The 18,536-nt window shown below is 63.5% G+C and carries 28 protein-coding genes and 2 pseudogenes; all 30 read right to left on the bottom strand.

Annotated features, from left to right (window positions below; all coding sequences use genetic code 11):
- Positions 1 to 19: 19 nt before the first annotated feature.
- Positions 20 to 1,078, bottom strand: coding sequence for a histidinol-phosphate transaminase (hisC, locus tag ACTGJ9_RS21445; protein ID WP_456672737.1), 1,059 nt, complete (start codon positions 1,076 to 1,078; stop codon positions 20 to 22).
- A complete protein-coding gene (locus ACTGJ9_RS21440) occupies positions 1,075 to 2,391 on the bottom strand; it encodes a chloride channel protein (protein WP_456672736.1) in 1,317 nt (438 codons plus the stop codon). The genes hisC and ACTGJ9_RS21440 overlap by 4 nt, the downstream gene beginning before the upstream one ends.
- 56 nt (positions 2,392 to 2,447) lie before the next feature.
- Complete coding sequence (locus tag ACTGJ9_RS21435; RefSeq protein WP_456672735.1) at positions 2,448 to 2,744, bottom strand: DUF1330 domain-containing protein; 297 nt, start codon at positions 2,742 to 2,744, stop codon at positions 2,448 to 2,450.
- A 9-nt stretch (positions 2,745 to 2,753) separates the two neighbouring features.
- A complete protein-coding gene (locus ACTGJ9_RS21430) occupies positions 2,754 to 3,542 on the bottom strand; it encodes an SDR family NAD(P)-dependent oxidoreductase (RefSeq protein ID WP_456672734.1) in 789 nt (262 codons plus the stop codon).
- Positions 3,543 to 3,806: 264 nt separating this feature from the next.
- Positions 3,807 to 4,223, bottom strand: coding sequence for a 50S ribosomal protein L17 (rplQ, locus tag ACTGJ9_RS21425; protein ID WP_148770535.1), 417 nt, complete (start codon positions 4,221 to 4,223; stop codon positions 3,807 to 3,809).
- 142 nt (positions 4,224 to 4,365) lie between these two features.
- Positions 4,366 to 5,397: a DNA-directed RNA polymerase subunit alpha gene (locus tag ACTGJ9_RS21420; protein WP_035972803.1), complete on the bottom strand. Its 1,032-nt coding sequence runs from the start codon at positions 5,395 to 5,397 to the stop codon at positions 4,366 to 4,368.
- 111 nt (positions 5,398 to 5,508) lie between these two features.
- Positions 5,509 to 5,898, bottom strand: coding sequence for a 30S ribosomal protein S11 (gene rpsK / locus ACTGJ9_RS21415; RefSeq protein ID WP_007603045.1), 390 nt, complete (start codon positions 5,896 to 5,898; stop codon positions 5,509 to 5,511).
- 131 nt (positions 5,899 to 6,029) lie between these two features.
- A complete protein-coding gene (gene rpsM, locus ACTGJ9_RS21410; protein WP_014494511.1) occupies positions 6,030 to 6,398 on the bottom strand; it encodes a 30S ribosomal protein S13 in 369 nt (122 codons plus the stop codon).
- A 188-nt stretch (positions 6,399 to 6,586) separates the two neighbouring features.
- Positions 6,587 to 7,477: an adenylate kinase gene (locus tag ACTGJ9_RS21405; protein ID WP_456672733.1), complete on the bottom strand. Its 891-nt coding sequence runs from the start codon at positions 7,475 to 7,477 to the stop codon at positions 6,587 to 6,589.
- A 278-nt stretch (positions 7,478 to 7,755) separates the two neighbouring features.
- A complete protein-coding gene (secY, locus tag ACTGJ9_RS21400) occupies positions 7,756 to 9,087 on the bottom strand; it encodes a preprotein translocase subunit SecY (protein WP_456672732.1) in 1,332 nt (443 codons plus the stop codon).
- Between the two features lie 150 nt (positions 9,088 to 9,237).
- Positions 9,238 to 9,723, bottom strand: a complete 486-nt coding sequence (gene rplO, locus ACTGJ9_RS21395) for a 50S ribosomal protein L15 (protein WP_456672731.1) — start codon at positions 9,721 to 9,723, stop codon at positions 9,238 to 9,240.
- Positions 9,724 to 9,798: 75 nt separating this feature from the next.
- Positions 9,799 to 9,993 carry a 50S ribosomal protein L30 gene (rpmD, locus tag ACTGJ9_RS21390; RefSeq protein WP_148770529.1) on the bottom strand — a complete coding sequence of 65 codons (195 nt, stop codon included), beginning with the start codon at positions 9,991 to 9,993 and terminating at the stop codon, positions 9,799 to 9,801.
- A 25-nt stretch (positions 9,994 to 10,018) separates the two neighbouring features.
- Entirely contained in the window at positions 10,019 to 10,612 is a 594-nt protein-coding gene (gene rpsE, locus ACTGJ9_RS21385) for a 30S ribosomal protein S5 (RefSeq protein ID WP_027535306.1), read from the bottom strand.
- A gap of 44 nt (positions 10,613 to 10,656) precedes the next feature.
- Complete coding sequence (gene rplR / locus ACTGJ9_RS21380; RefSeq protein ID WP_027535305.1) at positions 10,657 to 11,019, bottom strand: 50S ribosomal protein L18; 363 nt, start codon at positions 11,017 to 11,019, stop codon at positions 10,657 to 10,659.
- 11 nt (positions 11,020 to 11,030) lie between these two features.
- A complete protein-coding gene (gene rplF, locus ACTGJ9_RS21375; protein ID WP_456672730.1) occupies positions 11,031 to 11,564 on the bottom strand; it encodes a 50S ribosomal protein L6 in 534 nt (177 codons plus the stop codon).
- A 16-nt stretch (positions 11,565 to 11,580) separates the two neighbouring features.
- Positions 11,581 to 11,979 carry a 30S ribosomal protein S8 gene (gene rpsH / locus ACTGJ9_RS21370; protein WP_027535303.1) on the bottom strand — a complete coding sequence of 133 codons (399 nt, stop codon included), beginning with the start codon at positions 11,977 to 11,979 and terminating at the stop codon, positions 11,581 to 11,583.
- 14 nt (positions 11,980 to 11,993) lie between these two features.
- Positions 11,994 to 12,297: pseudogene (gene rpsN, locus ACTGJ9_RS21365) on the bottom strand (30S ribosomal protein S14).
- 46 nt (positions 12,298 to 12,343) lie between these two features.
- Positions 12,344 to 12,901 (bottom strand): 50S ribosomal protein L5, encoded by a 558-nt coding sequence (rplE, locus tag ACTGJ9_RS21360; RefSeq protein ID WP_148770526.1) that lies wholly within the window; start codon positions 12,899 to 12,901, stop codon positions 12,344 to 12,346.
- Entirely contained in the window at positions 12,894 to 13,208 is a 315-nt protein-coding gene (gene rplX / locus ACTGJ9_RS21355) for a 50S ribosomal protein L24 (protein WP_027535300.1), read from the bottom strand. Before rplX ends, rplE begins: the two co-directional genes overlap by 8 nt.
- Positions 13,208 to 13,576 carry a 50S ribosomal protein L14 gene (gene rplN / locus ACTGJ9_RS21350; RefSeq protein ID WP_456672729.1) on the bottom strand — a complete coding sequence of 123 codons (369 nt, stop codon included), beginning with the start codon at positions 13,574 to 13,576 and terminating at the stop codon, positions 13,208 to 13,210. Before rplN ends, rplX begins: the two co-directional genes overlap by 1 nt.
- Before the next feature lie 83 nt (positions 13,577 to 13,659).
- The gene (gene rpsQ / locus ACTGJ9_RS21345) at positions 13,660 to 13,908 is read right to left on the bottom strand and encodes a 30S ribosomal protein S17 (RefSeq protein ID WP_027535298.1); all 249 of its coding nucleotides are present in this window, start codon (positions 13,906 to 13,908) and stop codon (positions 13,660 to 13,662) included.
- A 13-nt stretch (positions 13,909 to 13,921) separates the two neighbouring features.
- Complete coding sequence (gene rpmC, locus ACTGJ9_RS21340) at positions 13,922 to 14,128, bottom strand: 50S ribosomal protein L29 (protein ID WP_456672728.1); 207 nt, start codon at positions 14,126 to 14,128, stop codon at positions 13,922 to 13,924.
- Between the two features lie 5 nt (positions 14,129 to 14,133).
- Positions 14,134 to 14,547, bottom strand: coding sequence for a 50S ribosomal protein L16 (rplP, locus tag ACTGJ9_RS21335; RefSeq protein WP_148750337.1), 414 nt, complete (start codon positions 14,545 to 14,547; stop codon positions 14,134 to 14,136).
- Between the two features lie 32 nt (positions 14,548 to 14,579).
- Positions 14,580 to 15,305 carry a 30S ribosomal protein S3 gene (rpsC, locus tag ACTGJ9_RS21330; RefSeq protein ID WP_456672727.1) on the bottom strand — a complete coding sequence of 242 codons (726 nt, stop codon included), beginning with the start codon at positions 15,303 to 15,305 and terminating at the stop codon, positions 14,580 to 14,582.
- 32 nt (positions 15,306 to 15,337) lie between these two features.
- Positions 15,338 to 15,712: pseudogene (gene rplV, locus ACTGJ9_RS21325) on the bottom strand (50S ribosomal protein L22); the annotation flags it as partial.
- A 10-nt stretch (positions 15,713 to 15,722) separates the two neighbouring features.
- Complete coding sequence (gene rpsS / locus ACTGJ9_RS21320; protein WP_008136357.1) at positions 15,723 to 16,001, bottom strand: 30S ribosomal protein S19; 279 nt, start codon at positions 15,999 to 16,001, stop codon at positions 15,723 to 15,725.
- A 12-nt stretch (positions 16,002 to 16,013) separates the two neighbouring features.
- Positions 16,014 to 16,847 carry a 50S ribosomal protein L2 gene (rplB, locus tag ACTGJ9_RS21315; RefSeq protein ID WP_128951222.1) on the bottom strand — a complete coding sequence of 278 codons (834 nt, stop codon included), beginning with the start codon at positions 16,845 to 16,847 and terminating at the stop codon, positions 16,014 to 16,016.
- A 12-nt stretch (positions 16,848 to 16,859) separates the two neighbouring features.
- Positions 16,860 to 17,162 (bottom strand): 50S ribosomal protein L23, encoded by a 303-nt coding sequence (locus tag ACTGJ9_RS21310; RefSeq protein WP_027535292.1) that lies wholly within the window; start codon positions 17,160 to 17,162, stop codon positions 16,860 to 16,862.
- Complete coding sequence (rplD, locus tag ACTGJ9_RS21305; RefSeq protein ID WP_011088150.1) at positions 17,159 to 17,779, bottom strand: 50S ribosomal protein L4; 621 nt, start codon at positions 17,777 to 17,779, stop codon at positions 17,159 to 17,161. Before rplD ends, ACTGJ9_RS21310 begins: the two co-directional genes overlap by 4 nt.
- A 1-nt stretch (position 17,780) precedes the next feature.
- Positions 17,781 to 18,497 (bottom strand): 50S ribosomal protein L3, encoded by a 717-nt coding sequence (gene rplC, locus ACTGJ9_RS21300; RefSeq protein WP_456672726.1) that lies wholly within the window; start codon positions 18,495 to 18,497, stop codon positions 17,781 to 17,783.
- Between the last annotated feature and the right edge of the window lie 39 nt (positions 18,498 to 18,536).

The following is an 18,536-nucleotide window of genomic DNA, read 5'->3' as shown; positions in this document are numbered from 1 at the left end:
CACCCTACCAATTTCGCAATCAGCCCAGGATCCCGGACAAGGCCGACGACAGCCGGTCGATCTGCTCATCCGTGCCGACGGTGATCCGCAAAAAATCCGAGATGCGGGGAGCGGTAAAGTGGCGAACGATCACGGCGTGCTCGCGTAGCGCCGCCGCAAGCGCGGCACCCTCGTGCGCGGGATGGCGCACGAAGACGAAGTTGGCCAGCGACGGCAGCACCTCAAAGCCAGCTCGCTTCAGTCCGCGGCTCAACCGCTCCCTACCCTCGATCACGCGAACGCGGCTCTGCTGAAAATGGGCTTCGTCCTCCAGGGAGGCAATCGCGCCGGCCTGAGCGGGCCGGCCGAGCGGATAGGAATTGAAACTGTCCTTCACGCGCGTCAGCCCATCGATCAGATCGGCATCGCCGATCGCATATCCGACCCGAAGCCCTGCCAGCGCGCGCGACTTGGACATGGTCTGCACGACCAGGAGATTCCGATGGGACGCCACCAGCGGAATCGCGGTCTCGGCGCCGAAATCCACGTAGGCCTCGTCGATGACCACAGGCACATCCGGATGCGCCTCCAGCAGTGTCTTGATCTCGGCGCGAGACAGCGCCATCCCGGTCGGCGCGTTCGGATTTGCGATGATGATCGCGCCGGCCGGCCGACAGTAATCGGCGATGCGGATCTGCATGGCCTGATCGAGCGGCACGGTCTCGTGCGCGATGCCGAACAGACGGCAGTAAACCGGGTAGAAACTGTAGGTGATGTCAGGGAACAGCAGCGGTGCATCATGCTTCAGCAGGGCGACGAAGACATGCGCCAGCACCTCGTCCGAGCCATTGCCGACGAAAACCTGCTCGGGTCTCACGCCGTGATAGCTGGCCACGGCGGCCCGCAGCGCGGTCGCCTGCGGGTCCGGATAAAGACGCAGCGTATCGGCTGCCGCCTCGCGGATCGCCTCCAGCGCACGCGGAGACGGACCGAGCGGGTTCTCGTTGGTGTTCAGCTTGACCAGGGCCGCCATGCGAGGCTGTTCACCCGGCACGTAGGGCTTCAAATCATGCGTCAAGCTGCTCCAGAAACGGCTCATGTTCCTTCCCCCTCACGCGGACGCGTCGCCCGCTCGACGAAGCCTTTTGCGAGCGCGTGATAGATGCCCTCCTCGCAGATCATCCGCGAGACGAAATGCGCGATCAGCGCCGCCGCCATCAACGGCACGACCATGCTGTGATTGTCGGTCATCTCGGTCACGATCACGAAGGCGGTGATCGGCGCCTGCACCACGCCTGCGAAATACGAGACCATGCCGAGCAGCATGATCGCGCCGAGCGGCGCGTCGTGAAACAACGCGGCGATATTGCTGCCGATCCCGGCGCCGACGGCGAGCGACGGCGAAAAGATGCCGCCCGGTATACCGCTGATCGCGGCAAAGGTGGTGGCCAGGAGCTTGAGAACGCCGAAGTCTCGCGGCAGCGGCGTGCCGTGATCCAGCGCCTCCTTCACCTGCACATAACCGGTGCCATAGATCGTGTCGCCCGATATCAGGCCGCAAATCGCGACAGCGAGGCCGCAAGCAAATGCAAACCAGAGTGGATGGCGCTTGATCGCTCGCCCGAGCGGGTTCTTGAAACCGCGCGCCATCGCGATGACAACGCGGCTGAACAGGCCACCCGCGAGACCGCCGACCACGCCGCAAAGCGGAACGGCCAGCCAATCAGCGCCACGCGCAAGCGATGTCGCGCTGCTGCCGAAATAGGCGTAATTGCCTGCCAGCGCGAGCGAGGTCAGGCCGGCCGCGATGACGGCTGCAATGATGAGGCTGGATGTACGGGTCTCAAAAGCGCGGCTCATCTCCTCGATGCCGAAGACGATTCCCGCGAGCGGCGTGTTGAAGGCCGCGGCGACCCCGGCGGCCGCACCCGCCAGAATCAGCCCGGGCTGGCGGCGTGGCGAGACGCGGCCGAGCGCGAACATGATGGAGGCTCCGACCTGAACGGTCGGCCCTTCCCGCCCCACGGAGCCGCCGCACAGGAGCCCGAACAGGGTGAGGATCATCTTGCCGATCGCGATCCGGATCGAGACCAGGCTCTCGCGCGCCGCCTGATCGGTCAGATGCCGCGCGGCGATCGCCTGCGGAATACCGCTGCCCTGCGCGTTGGGGAACAGACGGATGGTCAGATAGGCCAACAGCATGAAGCCGAGCGGCGTCACCGCCAACACGGCATAGCGCGACTTGGCCAAGAGGAGCACAAAAGCGTGTTGGGCGAGATCAGCAAGCTGTGCCAGCGCCACCGCCGCAGCGCCGACGGCGATCCCGCCAAGCACAAAGATCGCCCGCCGTTGCCATCGCGCGGATGTCAGCCTGAACAGACGTTTGTGGCGGGTCGAAAGGGGCCTGAGCATGGCCCCCCGTTTTAGCCGGTCGCGCTCCGAATTGAAGCGGCAAGTGGGCAGACCAGCTAGGCGGGGACTATGCCCTCGACGAACAACAGTCGCCGCTCCAGCGCGGTCTGCCGCAGCTTGAGCGCCTCGGCATATTCCCGCGAGGCGTACCATTCGCGCGCGCGGGCCATCGAGGGAAACTCCACGATGATGATGGTCTTGGGCGGCGGACCGCCCTCCACAACTTCGGCCGGACCGCCGCGCGCAAGATAGCGGCCGCCATATTGCACGATGGTTTGGGACGCGAGCGTGCGATAGGCCTCCATAGCAGCCCGATCACGTACCTCCACCTCGGAGATCACATAGGCCGACACAGGCGGGCCTCATGCGATGGTATTGACGATGCCGCCTTCCGCCCGCAGCGCTGCGCCGTTGGTCGCGGACGCCTCCTTCGAGGCGACATAGACCACCATGTTGGCGATCTCGTCCACGCCAGCGAAGCGCTGGAGCAGCGAGCTCGGGCGATGCTGCTTGACGAAACTGGCGGCAGCTTCATCGAGGGACTGACCGTTCTGCTGGGCGAGATCCTTCACGAAAGTCTCAACGCCCTCGGACATGGTCGGACCCGGCAGCACGGAATTGACGGTGACACCGGTGCCGCGGGTGAGCTGCGCGAGGCCCCGCGCGACCGCGAGCTGCGCGGTCTTGGTCATGCCGTAGTGGATCATCTCGACGGGAATGTTGAGCCCGGATTCCGAGGAGATGAAGACGATGCGGCCCCAGTTGCGCTTGAGCATGCCCTTCATATATGCGCGCGAGAGTCGCACGCCGCTCATCACATTGACCTCGAAGAAGCGGCTCCAGTCTTCGTCCGGAATGTCGAAAAAGTCCTTCGGCTCGAAGATGCCGGCATTGTTGATGAGAATGTCGACTTCGGGCAGCGCCGCTAGAAGCGCCTTGCAGCCTGAAGCGGTCGAGACGTCGGCGGCGATGCCGCGCACCCTGGCACCCGTCCCTTCCAGCTTACGCACTGCCGCATCGACCTTGTCCTGGCTGCGCCCGTTGATCACCACGCTCGCACCCGAGCCGGCGAGCCCCTTGGCGACGGCATGGCCGATGCCGGCGGTCGAGCCGGTCACGAGGGCGGTCTTTCCGGAAAGGTCGATATTCATCTGTGATCTCCGTTGATATCGACGGAGATATTGGGCGTTGCCAGCATCATGGCAATCAGCGCTCACCGATGCGTGAGGATCTATCGCCGCAATGACGGACTTGTAGGGTGGGCAAAGCGTAGCGTGCCCACCATGTCAGCACAGCGCGCGGATAGAATGGTGGGCACGGCGCGCTAAGGGCGCGCCTTTGCCCACCCTACCGCTCACGTCATAAAAAAGCGGCGCCCGAAGGCGCCGCTGTCTCGAATCTCAGGACCCGCCGGCTTACGCCGCCTCGGCTTCCTTCGCCTGCACCGGACCGGAGTCCTGGCCCTTGGCATCGACGTCGCGATCGACGAACTCGATCACGGCCATCGCGGCGTTGTCGCCATAGCGGAAGCCCGCCTTGATAATGCGGGTGTAGCCGCCCTGGCGGTCCTTGTAGCGCGGGGCCAGCACGTCGAACAACTTCCTGACCTGGTCCTTGTCGCGCATCTCGGAGATGGCCTGGCGCCGCAGGGACAGCCCGCCCTTCTTGCCGAGGGTGACGAGCTTCTCGACGATCGGACGAAGCTCCTTGGCCTTGGGCAACGTGGTGACGATCTGCTCGTGCTTGATCAGCGCGGCCGCCATGTTGGCGAACATCGCGCGGCGATGCTCGGCCGTGCGGTTGAGCTTCCGATGAACCTTGCCGTGACGCATATGTCTATTCCTTACGTATGAACTGCCGCGACGGTTCGTCGGACATGTTGCTCAGGTTGGCTGCCTGCGTTCGCCCAGATAGCGAGTAGCGAATGGCGCGTAGCGAATTGTTTCCATTCGCCATTCGCCACTCCCTCTTCGCCTAGTAGTGATCCTCGAAGCGCTTGGCGAGCTCGTCGATGTTCTCCGGCGGCCAGCCCGGCACTTCCATACCGAGGTGCAGACCCATCTGGGCCAGCACTTCCTTGATCTCGTTCAGCGACTTGCGGCCGAAGTTCGGGGTGCGGAGCATTTCCGCTTCCGACTTCTGCACGAGGTCGCCGATGTAGACGATGTTGTCGTTCTTCAAGCAGTTGGCCGAACGTACCGACAGCTCGAGCTCGTCCACCTTCTTGAGGAAGGCCGGGTTGAAGGCGAGGTCCGGGATGATCTCCTGGGCGACTTCCTTGCGCGGCTCTTCGAAGTTGACGAACACGTTGAGCTGATCCTGCAGGATGCGGGCGGCGTAAGCCACGGAGTCATCCGGCGTCAGCGCACCGTTGGTTTCGATCGTCATGGTCAGCTTGTCGTAGTCGAGGATCTGGCCCTCGCGGGTGTTCTCGACCTTGTAGGAGACCTTGCGGACCGGCGAGTACAGGCTGTCGACAGGGATCAGGCCGATCGGCGCGTCCTCGGGACGGTTGCGCTCGGCGGGCACGTAGCCCTTGCCGGTCGCGACCGTGAACTCCATGCGGATCTCGGCGCCCTCGTCCAGGGTGCAGATCTGCAAGTCGGGATTGAGCACTACGACGTCGCCGACGGTCTGGATGTCGCCGGCGGTGACAGCGCCCGGGCCCTGCTTCTTCACGACCATGCGCTTGGGGCCTTCGCCCTGCATCTTGATCGCGATGTCCTTGATATTCAGCACGATGTCGGTGACGTCCTCACGGACGCCAGCGATCGAGGAGAACTCGTGCAGCACGCCGTCGATGTGCACCGACTGCACCGCCGCGCCCTGGAGCGAGGAGAGCAGGATGCGGCGCAGCGCGTTGCCGAGCGTCTGGCCGAAGCCGCGCTCGAGCGGCTCGGCGACGATGGTCGCAAAGCGGGTCGAATCGCTGCCGGGCTGAATCTGGAGCTTGTTCGGTCGAATCAGTTCTTGCCAATTTTTCTGGATCGTCACTGTTTCACCCATACAGGCCAGTCGATTTGAAAATTCAAATACTGGCGTTGGAGAAAGGCCGCGGATCAAACCCGCGGCTTCTTAAAAAAGCATCGCGGGCGACGATGCGCCCGCAACTTCGTATCAGACGCGCCGACGCTTGCGCGGACGGCAGCCGTTGTGCGGGATCGTGGTCACGTCGCGGATCGAGGTGACGGTGAAGCCCGCCGCCTGCAGCGCGCGGAGCGCCGACTCACGGCCCGAACCGGGACCGGCGACTTCGACTTCCAGCGTGCGCATGCCGTGTTCCTGCGCCTTCTTGGACACGTCTTCGGCGGCGACCTGCGCGGCATACGGCGTCGACTTGCGCGAGCCCTTGAACCCCATCGTGCCGGCGGAGGACCACGCAATCGTATTGCCCTGCGCGTCGGTGATGGTGATGGTCGTGTTGTTGAACGACGAGTTCACGTGCGCGACGCCGGAGGCGATGTTCTTGCGCTCACGACGACGAACGCGGGTGGCTTCCTTGCCCATAGACTACCTTTCCTGGAGATCTCAAACGCCGCCGTAATGCCAGCGGCTACACCTGTGGAAGCGGATGGTGAGTAGCGAATGGCGAATAGGGACGCTCCCTACTCGCCATTCGCCAAACCCTATTCGCCAGTTTACTTCTTCTTGCCGGCGATTGCCTTGGCGGGGCCCTTGCGCGTACGCGCATTGGTGTGGGTCCGCTGACCGCGCACCGGCAGACCGCGACGATGACGCAGGCCGCGATAGCAGCCGAGGTCCATCAGCCGCTTGATGTTGATGCCGACCTCACGACGCAGATCGCCCTCGACGAGATAGTCGCGGTCGATCACTTCGCGGATCTGGAGCACCTCAGCGTCGCTGAGCTGATTGACGCGACGATCCTCGGGGATCTTCACCTTTTCGAGGATCTCACCAGCGATCTTCTGGCCGATGCCATGGATGTACTGGAGCGCGATCAGCACGCGCTTGTTGGTCGGAATGTTCACGCCGGCAATACGGGCCACGGCCTTCTCTCCTGTCCCCGATCCCTCGTCAGGAATCGGGCTTTAAGTGCTTATGTTTCTCGGGCAGGTGTTCACAAACGCGAACACGACGCCCACCCCTGGTCTTCCTGGGGCCCGGCATCGTTTGAAACTATCCGACTTGGATGCGGGGCTTATTAAGGGATTCAGGGGGCTTTCGTCAACCGCCGCTAGCGCTTGGCTCGCTTTTTCGTGACCTTTTTTGGACCCTTGTTCGAACCTTTTCTGACGGTCTTTTTGACCGCTTTCTTGGCTGTCTTCTTGGCCGCCTTTTTGGCGCCCTTTGCGGCCTTTTTAGCGGATTTAGCCGCTTTGGGAGCCTTTTTGGCCGTCTTCGTCGGCTTTTTGGCTGCTTTCTTGAATGCCTTCTTGGCAGGCTTTTTGGCTGTCTTGGCCTTCTTGGCCCCCGTCTTGGCGGGCGCCGCCTTGGCCGCGCTACGCGCATGGCTCTTGCCATGGGATTTGGGTTCGACCGCGCCGAGCGCCAGGAGCTGGCGGTGGATGGCGCGGGTGACCTCGTCGATGGCCATCATGCCGTCGATGGTGGAGAGCTTCCGACGCTCGGAATAGTAATGAATCAGCGGTTCCGTCTGGCTGCGGTAGCTGGCTAACCGCTTGGTCAGGACCTCCGGGGTGTCGTCGACCCGGACCTCCTCTCCGCGCTCGCGCATCTGGGCGACGCGGGTCTCGACGCGACTCAGCAGGGCGCTCTCGTTGACGCGGAGCTCGATCACGGCGTCGAGCTTCATGTGCTTGTGCTTGAGCAGTTCGTCCAGCGCCTCGGCCTGCGGCTCGGTGCGCGGGAAACCATCGAGGATGAAACCGTGCCTCGCGTCCGGCTGATCGATGCGGTCGGAGATGATTCCAACCACGACATCGTCGGGCACGAGCCCGCCGCTGGCCATGATCTCCTTGGCCTTCAGCCCGACCGGCGTTCCGGTCGCGACGGCTGCACGCAACATCTCACCGGTCGAAAGCTGGACGATGCCATAGCGTTGCACCAGCAGTTGCGCCTGGGTCCCCTTGCCCGATCCCGGCGGTCCCAGCAGGATAATTCTCATCGGCGTACGCCCCCCCGATTGGTGAGCGATACGTCGCGCACCCGTGTTTCAAGTTTGACAACAGTGCAAACCATAATCGGCGCCGCACCGCTACCCATATCATAAGGGAGCAAATGCCCGGACGCCAAGAACGCCTTTGAAATCAGTGATTGCACGGCAGTGAGAGCAGCTCTGCCGATGCGACTGAATGACTGGCTGATCGCCTCAGGCAGGCGCCGCGCGTTGCTCGCGCGGCGAATCGGCGGCGCCGGCGCGCCGCCTTGAGAGGACGCCGCGTCTTAGCGGCGGCGGCCGCGGAGCTTCGACTTGCGGATCAGGCCTTCATACTGATGGGCCAGCAGATAACCCTGCACCTGCGCCACCGTGTCCATGGTGACGCTGACCACGATCAGCAGCGACGTGCCGCCGAAGTAGAATGGCACCGAGGCGTAGGAAATCAGAATTTCCGGGATCAAGCACACGATCGCCAGATAGATCGCGCCGAGCACCGTGATGCGCGACAGCACGTAGTCGATATATTCCGCGGTGCGCTCGCCCGGACGGATGCCCGGGATGAAGCCGCCATGCTTCTTCAGATTGTCCGCGGTTTCGGTCGGGTTGAACACGATCGCGGTATAGAAGAAAGCGAAGAAGACGATCAGCGCGAGATAGAGAATCAGGAACAGCGGACGGCCGTGGCCGAGCTGGGTCGTGATCCACTGGAACCATTCCGGCCCTTTGCCCGCGTTGAAGTTCGCAACCGTCGTCGGCAGCAACAGCAGCGAGGACGCGAAGATCGGCGGGATCACGCCGGAGGTGTTGAGCTTGAGCGGCAGATGCGAGGACTGGCCCTCGAACATCTTGTTGCCGACCTGGCGCTTCGGATACTGGATCAGGAGCCGGCGCTGGGCGCGCTCCATGAACACGATGAAGGCGATCACGGCGACCGCCATCACGATCACGACCAGGATCAGGCCGGTTGACATCGCGCCCTGACGGCCGAGCTCGAGCATGTTGGCGAGCGCCGAGGGCAGCTCGGCGACGATGCCGGAGAGGATAATCAGCGAGATGCCGTTACCGATGCCGCGCGAGGTGATCTGCTCACCCAGCCACATCAGGAACATGGTGCCGCCGGTCAGCGTGATCGCGGTGGAGAGACGGAAGAACATGCCGGGATCGCTGACGACGTTGCCGGCACCCTCGAGGCCTACCGCAATGCCATAGGACTGGAACGCGGCCAGGATCACGGTCAGATAGCGGGTGTACTGGTTCAGCAGCTTGCGGCCGGACTCACCTTCCTTCTTCAGCGCCTCGAGCTGCGGCGAGACGGTGGTCAGGAGCTGGATGATGATGGAGGCCGAGATGTAAGGCATGATGTTCAGCGCGAAGATCGCCATGCGGTGGATGCCGCCGCCGGCGAACATGTTGAACATGCCGAGGATCCCGCCTGCCTGCGACTTGAACACCTGCTCCCAGATATTGGGATCGATGCCGGGCAGCGGGATGTAGGTGCCGAGCCGATAAACGAGCAGCGCCCCCAGGGTGAACCAGATGCGCTTCTTCAGCTCGTCGGCCTTGGCGAACGCGCCGAAATTGAGATTGGCTGCCAGTTGTTCCGCTGCTGAGGCCATATTGGACTTTCTCCCGCCGCCTTTTGCGCCGTCATACCCGCGGCCGGGCTATTCTAGCGGACGCCGGACGTTATCTGGGGCTTCGGCTTCGATAAGTCCATCGTCCCGCATGCGCAAAGGCCCGCGAGGCGCGGGCCAATGACGCAGTTGTTACGCCGCCTCGCCTTCTTCCTTGGCAGGGGCGAGGATCTTCACCGAACCGCCGGCCTTCTCGACCGCTTCGATCGCGGTCTTGGTGGCGCCGTGCACTTCGATGTTCAGCTTGGCCTTGAGCTCGCCGCGGCCGAGCAGCCGCAGGCCGGCCTTGGCGCGGCGCAGCACGCCGGCCTTCACCAGGGCCTCGACGTTCACGACGCTGCCGGTGTCGAGCTTCTTGGCATCGATCGCATCCTGGAGCCGGTCGAGATTGATCTCGGCGAACTCGACGCGGAAGATGTTGTTGAAGCCGCGCTTCGGCAGACGGCGATGCATCGGCATCTGGCCGCCTTCGAAACCCTTGATGCGCACGCCCGAACGCGCGGTCTGACCCTTGCCGCCACGGCCGGACTGCTTGCCCTTGCCCGAACCGATGCCACGGCCGACGCGCATGCGCTTCTTGCGCGAGCCGGCATTGTCGGCGATATCGCTGAGCTTCATCGCCCTGCTCCTTGTGTTTTGCGCATGATCTGGTCCGAAAACCGGTATCCAGTTTTCGGGATCATGCGCGCAATTTTACTTCTCGTCGACAATGCGAACGAGATGGTGAACCTTTTCGATCATGCCGCGGATCGCCGGAGTGTCCGGCAGTTCGCTGGTGCGGCCGATCTTGTTGAGCTTGAGCCCGATCAGCGTCGAACGCTGCGAGTGATGGCGGCGGATCGCGCTGCCGGTCTGCTCGAGCTTGATCGTCTTTGCGGCCTTGGCCATCGTGGTCTACTCCGAAAAGCGTTCGTTAGTCCGCAGCCGCCTCGGCATCGCCGCCGACGCGACGACCCTGGAGGGTGGACACCTTGATGTTGCGACGCGCCGCGACCGAACGCGGGCTGTCCTGGTGCTTCAGCGCATCGAAGGTCGCGCGAACCATGTTGTAGGGGTTCGAGGAGCCGATCGACTTCGCCACCACGTCCTGGACGCCGAGCGTCTCGAACACGGCGCGCATCGGACCGCCGGCGATGATGCCGGTACCGGCCGGAGCGGCACGCAGATAGACACGGCCCGCGCCATGACGGCCGGCGATGTCGTGATGCAGCGTACGGCCCTCGCGCAGCGACACGCGGGTCAGATTGCGCTTGGCGGATTCGGTCGCCTTGCGGATCGCCTCGGGCACTTCGCGCGCCTTGCCGTGACCGAAGCCGGCGCGGCCCTTCTGGTCGCCGATCACGACGAGCGCTGCGAAACCGAAGCGCTTGCCGCCCTTGACGACCTTGGCCACGCGATTGATGTGGACGAGCTTGTCGACGAACTCGCTGTCGCGCTCCTCGCGCTGCTGACGGTCACGTCCGCCGCCGCGTTGATCGCGTCCACCACGTTGTTCGCGTTCTGCCATTTTTCCAATCCTTCAGAGGCTTACGCCTCAATCCTCAAATTCTGTTAGAAGCTCAGCCCACTCTCACGCGCAGCGTCGGCAAGAGCCTTCACGCGCCCGTGGTAGAGATAGCTGCCGCGATCGAACACGACTTCCTTGACGCCCTTCTCGGCGGCGCGCTCGGCCAGCAACTTGCCGACCGCCTTCGCTGCATCGATGTCGGCGCCGGTCTTGCCGCCGTCGCGCATCGACTTCTCGAGCGACGAGGCAGAGGCCAGCGTCTCGCCTTTCAGGTCGTCGATGACCTGGGCGTAGATGTGCTTGGACGAGCGGAACACCGACAGACGCGGGCGGCCAGCACCGGAGCGGCGCAGCTTCAGCCGCACACTCCGCTTGCGCCGGGCATTGGTAACCTTGGCTTTGGACATGACCGGCTCCGTTACTTCTTCTTGCCTTCCTTGCGGAAGATGAATTCGCCAACATACTTCACGCCCTTGCCCTTGTAGGGCTCCGGCGGACGATAGGAGCGGATCTCGGCGGCGACCTGGCCGACGCGCTGGATGTCGCTGCCCGTCACCGTGATCTCGGTCGGCTTCGGCACGGTGATCGTGATCCCTTCCGGGATCGCATAGACCACGTCGTGGCTGTAACCGAGCGCGAGCTGCAGGTTCTTGCCCTGCATCGCGGCGCGATAACCGACGCCGGTGATCTCGAGCTTCTTCTCGAAGCCCTTGGTGACGCCTTCGACCAGATTCGCGACCTGGGCGCGAGCGGTGCCGTACAAGGCGCGCGCGCGATTGGTCTCGACCCGCGGGTTCACCTTGACCTGGCCGTTCTCGAGCTTCACCTCGACATCGTCATGGACGATGAACTGAAGCTGGCCCTTGGGGCCCTTCATCTTGACGGTCTGCCCATCGACGGTCGCGGTCACACCGGACGGCACCGCCACAGGCCTTTTGCCAACACGTGACATGGATCAAAAATCCTTCTCAGAACACCGTGAAGAGGACTTCACCGCCCACGTTCGCTTCACGCGCACTGTGGTCGGCCATGATCCCCTTCGGCGTCGACAACACCGAAATACCGAGTCCGTTATTGACCCGCGGCAGGTTCTTCACCGAGGCGTAAACGCGACGCCCGGGCTTGGAGACACGTTCGATCTCGCGGATGACGGGCTCGCCGTCGAAATACTTCAGCTCGATCTCGATCTCGCTGCGGCCCGAGGAATGCTCGAGCGTGGCGTAACCACGGATGTAGCCCTCGCTCTTCAGCACTTCGAGGACGTTCTCGCGCATCTTCGAGCCAGGCGTGGAGACCTTGCTCTTGGCACGCATCTGCGCGTTGCGGATGCGGGTGATCAGATCGCTGATTGGATCGTGCGTAGACATCTAAACGACCCTCCTTACCAGCTCGACTTCACGAGGCCCGGGACCATGCCCTTGGAGCCAGTCGCGCAGCGCGATACGGGACAGCTTGTTCTTGCGGTAGTTCGAGCGCGGGCGGCCCGACAGCTCGCAACGCAGGCGAACGCGGGTGGCCGACGAATTGCGCGGCATTTCCGCAAGCTTCAGGGTCGCGGCGAACCGCTCCTCCATCGGCAGCGTCTTGTCGGCGATGATCGCCTTCAACCGCTCGCGCTTCGGGGCGGCGTTCTTCACCATCCGCTTGCGCCGGTTGTTCTTCTCGACTGAACTCTTCTTTGCCATGCTTGGCTCCTGGGTATCCGCGTTTGAGAGGCTTTAGGTCAGCGTCTCACTGCCGGAACGGGAAATTGAAAGCGGTCAACAAGGCCCTCGCCTCTTCGTCGGTCTTGGCCGTGGTGCAGACGGTGATGTCCATACCGCGGGCTTCCGTGACCTTGTCGAAGTCGATCTCGGGGAAAATGATGTGTTCCTTGATGCCGAGCGAGTAGTTGCCGCGACCGTCAAAGCTCTTCGGATTCAGGCCGCGGAAGTCGCGGACGCGCGGCAGCGCGACCGTCACCAGGCGATCGATGAACTCGTACATGCGGGCCTTGCGCAGCGTGACCTTGCAGCCGATCGGCTGATTCTCACGCAGCTTGAAGGTCGCGATCGCGATACGCGAGTAGGTCACGATCGCCTTCTGGCCGGCGATGAGGGTCAGCTCGGCAGCGGCGGTCTCCGCCTTCTTGCGGTCGTTGACGGAATCGCCAACACCCATGTTCAGCACGATCTTGTCCAGACGCGGAACCTGCATCACGTTCTCATAACCGAACTTCTCGGTCATCGCCGTGCGGATCTTCGCGTCATATTCCGCGCGCAGACGCGGCGTGTAAGCGGCCTCAGCCATCGATCTCAGCTCCCGAGCGCTTGGCGATGCGGACTTTCTTGCCGTCCGCCAGAATCTTGAATCCGACGCGGGTCGGCTTTCCATCCTTGCCGACATACGCGATGTTGGACAGTTGGACCGGCGCCTCTTTCGAGATGATGCCGCCCTCCTGCGCCTGCGTCTGCTTCTGGTGACGCTTGACCATGTTGATGCCGCGCACCAGCGCGGTACCGGCGTCGGGACGCACTTCGAACACTTCGCCGGTGCGACCCTTGTCGCGGCCCGTCAGCATGACGACCTTGTCGCCCTTGCGGATCTTCGCAGCCATCACAGCACCTCCGGCGCGAGCGAGATGATCTTCATGTGGTTCTTGCCACGCAGCTCGCGCGGCACGGGCCCGAAGATGCGGGTGCCGACCGGCTCGGACTGATTGTTGATCAGGACGGCGGCGTTGCGGTCGAAGCGGATGACCGAACCGTCGGCGCGGCGGATGTCCTTGCGGACACGCACCACGACGGCCTTCATCACGTCGCCCTTCTTCACCTTGCCGCGCGGAATCGCTTCCTTGATCGAGACGACGATGATGTCGCCGATCGTGGCGTAGCGGCGCTTGGAGCCCCCGAGCACCTTGATACACATGACACGGCGTGCGCCGGAATTATCGGCCACGTCGAGGTTGGTCTGCATCTGAATCATTGATGCACCTCGTCCTCTTCTTTTTGCGCCAGCCTAGCCGACGCTCAACATTTCCCTGAAGTCAGTCGGCCAAGGCCAACAGATCAGGCGCTTTTCTTGTGCTCGCCCCGGATCACGATCCAGGACTTCAACTTCGAGATCGGCTTCGATTCCTCGATCCACACCATGTCGCCCGGCTTGAACTCGTTGTTCTCGTCATGCGCGTGGTAGTTCTTCGAACGGCGGATCGTCTTCTTGTAGATCGGATGCGTGAAGCGGCGATCGACGCGCACCACGACGGTCTTGGCAGTCTTGTCGCTGACGACCACGCCTTGCAAAGTACGTTTCGGCATATCCGTTAGCCCCTTACTTCTTCTTCGCGCGCGCTTGCGCGGCGACGGTCTTGATCCGGGCGATGTCACGACGGGCCTCGCGCAGGCGCGAGGTGTTCTCGAGCTGCCCGGTGGCACGCTGGAAGCGCAGGTTGAAGCGCTCCTTCTTCAGGTTCAGGACGGCGTCGTCCTGCTGGTCGGGGCTCATCGCGCGGATATCTTCGATCTTCATCTGGACCATGGCCATTACTCCGCAATGCGCTCGACGAAGCGCGTCTTGATCGGCAGCTTGGCGGCCGCCAGCGTCAGCGCCTCACGCGCCGTCTGGGTGTTGACGCCGTCGATCTCGAACAGCACCCGGCCCGGCTTGACACGCGCGACCCACAGTTCCGGCGCACCCTTGCCGGAGCCCATGCGGACTTCGGCGGGCTTCTTCGACACCGGAACGTCGGGGAACACGCGGATCCAGACGCGACCGGCACGCTTCATGTGGCGGGTCAGCGCGCGGCGGGCGGCTTCGATCTGGCGCGCGGTGACGCGCTCAGGCTCGGTCGCCTTCAGGCCGAACTGGCCGAACGCCAACGTCGCGCCCGAAGTCGCAACGCCGTGAATCCGGCCCTTATGCGCCTTCCGGAACTTCGTTTTCTTAGGTTGCATCATGGCTTCAAGCCCTCAAATTCTCTGTGCTGGCGTCAGGCCGCAGCGTTGTCGCGGCGCTGACGGCCGCCACGATCACCACTGCCGCCCGTCTCGCCTTCGGCCATTCTCTTGTCCTGGGCCATCGGATCGTGCTCGAGGATCTCGCCCTTGAAGATCCAGACCTTGACGCCGCAGGTGCCGAAGGTCGTGAACGCGGTCGCAACGCCGTAGTCGATGTCGGCGCGCAGCGTGTGCAGCGGCACGCGACCTTCGCGGTACCACTCCATGCGCGCGATTTCCGCACCGCCCAGACGACCCGAGCAGTTGATGCGGATGCCTTCCGCGCCGAGACGCATCGCCGACTGAACGGCGCGCTTCATGGCGCGGCGGAACGCGACGCGGCGCTCGAGCTGCTGCGCGATCGATTCGGCCACCAGCGTCGCATCGAGCTCCGGCTTGCGGATTTCGACGATGTTGATGACGACGTCGGACGAGGTGATGTCCGCGACCTTCTTGCGAAGCTTGTCGATGTCGGCGCCCTTCTTGCCGATCACCACGCCCGGACGAGCCGAGTGGATGGTGACGCGGCACTTCTTGTGCGGACGCTCGATCACGATGCGGGCGACGGCCGCCTGCTTGAGCTCCTTGTGCAGGATCTCACGGATCTTGACGTCCTCGTGCAACAGCTTGCCGTATTCCTGCTTGCCGGCGAACCAGCGGGAATCCCAGGTCCGGTTGATGCCGAGACGCAGACCGATCGGATTGATCTTTTGACCCATCGTTTTCTCCTGCGACCCTTAAGCCGCTGCTGCTCGGCTTCGACCTGACGAACAATGATCGTCAGCTGCGAAAATGGTTTGTAGACACGGCCCGAGCGGCCACGGCCGCGGGCGGCAAAGCGCTTCATCACGAGGCCGTTGCCGACGAAGGCTTGCGCCACGACGAGATCGTCGACGTCGAGATCGTGGTTGTTCTCGGCATTGGCGATAGCCGATTCCAGGCACTTCTTCACGTCAACCGCGATCCGCTTGCGCGAAAACTGCAGGTCGGCGAGCGCAGCGGAAGCCTTCCGGCCGCGAATGAGCTGGGCGACCAGATTGAGCTTCTGCGGGCTCACCCGCAGCATCCGGGCGACCGCCTTGGCCTCGTTCTCGGCGAGGCTCCGTTCGCGCTTAGGTTTGCTCATCGTTTAATCCTCAAGCCTTCTTGGCTTTCTTGTCACCGGAGTGGCCATGGAAGGTCCGGGTCGGCGAGAACTCCCCGAACTTGTGACCGACCATTTCCTCGTTGACGGCCACCGGCACGTGCTTCTGACCGTTGTAGACGCCGAAGGTCAGGCCGACGAACTGCGGCAGGATCGTCGAGCGACGGCTCCAGATCTTGATGACGTCGTGACGGCCGGACGCGCGCGCGGCATCTGCCTTCTTGAGCAGAGAACCCTCGACGAACGGGCCTTTCCAGACTGAACGAACCATGTCCGGCGTTCCTTACTTCTTCCGCTTGTGGCGGCTTAGGAGAATGAATTTGTTGGTCGACTTGTTGCTGCGGGTCTTCTTGCCCTTGGTCGGCTTGCCCCACGGGGTGACCGGGTGACGACCGCCCGAGGTACGACCTTCACCACCGCCGTGCGGATGGTCGATCGGGTTCATCGACACGCCGCGGTTATGCGGCTTGCGGCCCAGCCAACGGTTGCGGCCGGCCTTGCCGATCGAGGTATTCATGTGATCCGGGTTCGACACCGCGCCGATCGTGCCGCGGCAACGGCCGTGCACGAGACGCTGCTCGCCCGAGTTCAGGCGGATGATGACGTAGTCCTGGTCGCGGCCGACGAGCTGGGCGTAGGTCCCGGCGGAGCGGGCGAGCTGGCCGCCCTTCCCGATCTTGACCTCGATGTTGTGGATGATCGTCCCGACCGGCATGTTGCCGAGCGGCATGACGTTGCCCGGCTTCACGTCGACATAGTTGCCGGCCACCACGGAATCGCCGACTGCCAGACGCTGCGGCGCCAGGATATAGGCCTGGGTGCCGTCTTCGTACTTGACCAGCGCGATGAACGCGGTGCGGTTCGGATCGTATTCCAGCCGCTCGACGGTCGCGGGCGCATCGACCTTGTCGCGCTTGAAGTCGACGATGCGCAGGGTCTGCTTGTGACCGCCGCCGCGGAAGCGCACGGTGATGCGACCGGTGTTGTTGCGACCGCCCGAGGAGTGCTTGCCTTCGGTGAGCGCCTTGACCGGCTTGCCCTTGTAGAGGGCTGAACGATCGACCATGACCAGCTGGCGCTGGCCCGGTGTCGTGGGATTGAATTTCTTCAGTGCCATCGTCGTGCGACCTTACAGACCGGTGGTCACGTCGATCCGATGACCCTCTTCGAGGGTCACGATCGCGCGCTTGGTGTTCGACTGCGAGCCGAGATTGCCGCGGAAGACCTTGGTCTTGCCCTTGCGGACCAGCGTGTTGACGCTCTTGACCTTGACGTCAAACAGCTTCTCGATCGCTTCCTTGATCTGCGGCTTGGTCGCCTTGGCGGCCACCTTGAACAGGACCTTGTTGTGCTCGGACGCCAGCGTCGCCTTTTCGGTGACGACCGGGGCGACGATCACGTCGTAATGCCGAGCCTCGATGTTCTTCGTCATTTGAAGCGCGCCTCCAGCGCATCGATGGCGGCCTTGGTCAGAACGAGCTTCTGACGGCGCAGGATGTCATAGACGTTGATGCCCTGGATCGGCAGCACGTCCATGTTCGGGATGTTGCGGGCCGCAGCGGCAAAGCCGTTGTTGAGCTCGGCGCCGTCGATGATCAGCGCGTTGGTGAGCCCCAGACCCGAGAAGTGGCCGAGCAGCGCCTTGGTCTTGGCGGCCTCCAGCGCGGCTTTGTCGATCACGAGCAGATCACCGTCCTTGGCCTTGGCCGAGAGCGCATGCTTGAGAGCGAGCGCGCGGACCTTCTTCGGCAGGTCGGTGGCGTGCGAGCGCACGACCGGACCGAAGGCACGACCGCCGCCGCGGAACTGCGGCACGCGGGCCGAGCCGTGACGAGCACCACCGGTGCCCTTCTGCTTGTACATCTTCTTGCCGGTGCGCCAGATCTCGGCGCGGCCCTTGGCCTTGTGAGTGCCGGCCTGACGCTTGTTGAGCTGCCACTGCACGCAACGCGCAATGATGTCCTGGCGCGGCTCGAGGCCGAAAATGGCGTCGGAGAGCTGGACGGAGCCGGCTTCCTTGCCCTCGAGGGTGGTGACCTTCAATTCCATCTCACGCACCCTCTTGCTGGGCCGAGGCTTCCGCTTCGCCGCCTGCAACCTTGAACTTGCCGGGCTTCGGAGCTTCCTTCGGCAACGGCTTCTTGACGGCGTCGCGCACGCGGATCCAGCCGCCCTTGGAGCCGGGAACGGCGCCTTCGACGAGGATCAGGCCACGCTCGACGTCGAGCTGAACGACGCGGAGGTTGAGCGTGGTGATGCGGTCGACACCCATGTGGCCGGGCATCTTCTTGTTCTTCCAGGTCTTGCCGGGATCTTGACGACCGCCGGTCGAACCGATCGAGCGATGCGAGACCGACACGCCGTGGGTGGCGCGCAGACCGCCGAAGTTCCAGCGCTTCATGCCGCCGGCAAACCCCTTACCGACCGAGGTGCCGGTGACGTCGACGAACTGGCCGACGACGAAGTGGTCGGCGAGGATCTCGGCGCCCACGGGGATCATGGCATCCGCGGAAACGCGGAACTCCTCGACCTGCCGCTTCGGCTCGACCTTGGCGACCGCGAACTGGCCGCGCTCTGCCTTGGGCATGTACACGGTCTTGCGGCTGCCAGAACCAAGCTGGAGCGCGACATAACCGTTCTTCTCTTCGGTGCGGTGGCCTAAGACCTGGCAATTGCCGAGCTTCAGCACGGTCACGGGGATATGTTCGCCGGCCTCTGTAAAGACCCGCGTCATCCCGACCTTTTGTGCGATCACTCCGGAGCGCATCGGCGTGCTTCCTGTTCTTTCTGTCCGCTAGGTGCGAAC

It is taken from the genome of Bradyrhizobium sp. RDM12 (assembly GCF_051917485.1).
GTDB lineage: Bacteria > Pseudomonadota > Alphaproteobacteria > Rhizobiales > Xanthobacteraceae > Bradyrhizobium.
The sequence above is the reverse complement of the archived record's forward strand: the minus strand, read 5'-3'. Positions and strand labels throughout refer to the sequence as shown.

Coding starts and splice junctions, on each gene's coding strand:
- ACTGJ9_RS21420 (WP_035972803.1), bottom strand. CDS start 5,397: ATGGGTGAAACAGTGACGATCCAGAAAAATTGGCAAGAACTGATTCGA.
- secY (WP_456672732.1), bottom strand. CDS start 9,087: ATGGCCTCAGCAGCGGAACAACTGGCAGCCAATCTCAATTTCGGCGCG.
- rpsS (WP_008136357.1), bottom strand. CDS start 16,001: ATGGTTCGTTCAGTCTGGAAAGGCCCGTTCGTCGAGGGTTCTCTGCTC.
- rplD (WP_011088150.1), bottom strand. CDS start 17,779: ATGGAATTGAAGGTCACCACCCTCGAGGGCAAGGAAGCCGGCTCCGTC.
- rpsK (WP_007603045.1), bottom strand. CDS start 5,898: ATGGGCAAGGAAGCCACCCGCGTTCGTCGTCGTGAGCGCAAGAACATC.
- hisC (WP_456672737.1), bottom strand. CDS start 1,078: ATGAGCCGTTTCTGGAGCAGCTTGACGCATGATTTGAAGCCCTACGTG.
- ACTGJ9_RS21405 (WP_456672733.1), bottom strand. CDS start 7,477: ATGAGAATTATCCTGCTGGGACCGCCGGGATCGGGCAAGGGGACCCAG.
- rpmC (WP_456672728.1), bottom strand. CDS start 14,128: ATGGTCCAGATGAAGATCGAAGATATCCGCGCGATGAGCCCCGACCAG.
- rplP (WP_148750337.1), bottom strand. CDS start 14,547: ATGATGCAACCTAAGAAAACGAAGTTCCGGAAGGCGCATAAGGGCCGG.
- rplE (WP_148770526.1), bottom strand. CDS start 12,901: ATGGCTGAGGCCGCTTACACGCCGCGTCTGCGCGCGGAATATGACGCG.
- rplC (WP_456672726.1), bottom strand. CDS start 18,497: ATGCGCTCCGGAGTGATCGCACAAAAGGTCGGGATGACGCGGGTCTTT.
- ACTGJ9_RS21430 (WP_456672734.1), bottom strand. CDS start 3,542: ATGAATATCGACCTTTCCGGAAAGACCGCCCTCGTGACCGGCTCGACC.
- rpsQ (WP_027535298.1), bottom strand. CDS start 13,908: ATGCCGAAACGTACTTTGCAAGGCGTGGTCGTCAGCGACAAGACTGCC.
- rplF (WP_456672730.1), bottom strand. CDS start 11,564: ATGTCACGTGTTGGCAAAAGGCCTGTGGCGGTGCCGTCCGGTGTGACC.
- rpsH (WP_027535303.1), bottom strand. CDS start 11,979: ATGTCTACGCACGATCCAATCAGCGATCTGATCACCCGCATCCGCAAC.
- rpmD (WP_148770529.1), bottom strand. CDS start 9,993: ATGGCCAAGGCCGCAAAGACGATCAAGCTCGAGCAGACCGGCAGCGCG.
- rplR (WP_027535305.1), bottom strand. CDS start 11,019: ATGTCCAAAGCCAAGGTTACCAATGCCCGGCGCAAGCGGAGTGTGCGG.
- rplQ (WP_148770535.1), bottom strand. CDS start 4,223: ATGCGTCACGGCAAGGTTCATCGGAAGCTCAACCGCACGGCCGAGCAT.
- ACTGJ9_RS21440 (WP_456672736.1), bottom strand. CDS start 2,391: ATGCTCAGGCCCCTTTCGACCCGCCACAAACGTCTGTTCAGGCTGACA.
- rplX (WP_027535300.1), bottom strand. CDS start 13,208: ATGGCTGCGAAGATCCGCAAGGGCGACAAGGTCGTCATGCTGACGGGC.
- rplN (WP_456672729.1), bottom strand. CDS start 13,576: ATGATTCAGATGCAGACCAACCTCGACGTGGCCGATAATTCCGGCGCA.
- rplO (WP_456672731.1), bottom strand. CDS start 9,723: ATGAAGCTCAGCGATATCGCCGACAATGCCGGCTCGCGCAAGAAGCGC.
- rplB (WP_128951222.1), bottom strand. CDS start 16,847: ATGGCACTGAAGAAATTCAATCCCACGACACCGGGCCAGCGCCAGCTG.
- rpsC (WP_456672727.1), bottom strand. CDS start 15,305: ATGGGTCAAAAGATCAATCCGATCGGTCTGCGTCTCGGCATCAACCGG.
- rpsE (WP_027535306.1), bottom strand. CDS start 10,612: ATGGCAGAACGCGAACAACGTGGTGGACGCGATCAACGCGGCGGCGGA.
- ACTGJ9_RS21310 (WP_027535292.1), bottom strand. CDS start 17,162: ATGACGAAGAACATCGAGGCTCGGCATTACGACGTGATCGTCGCCCCG.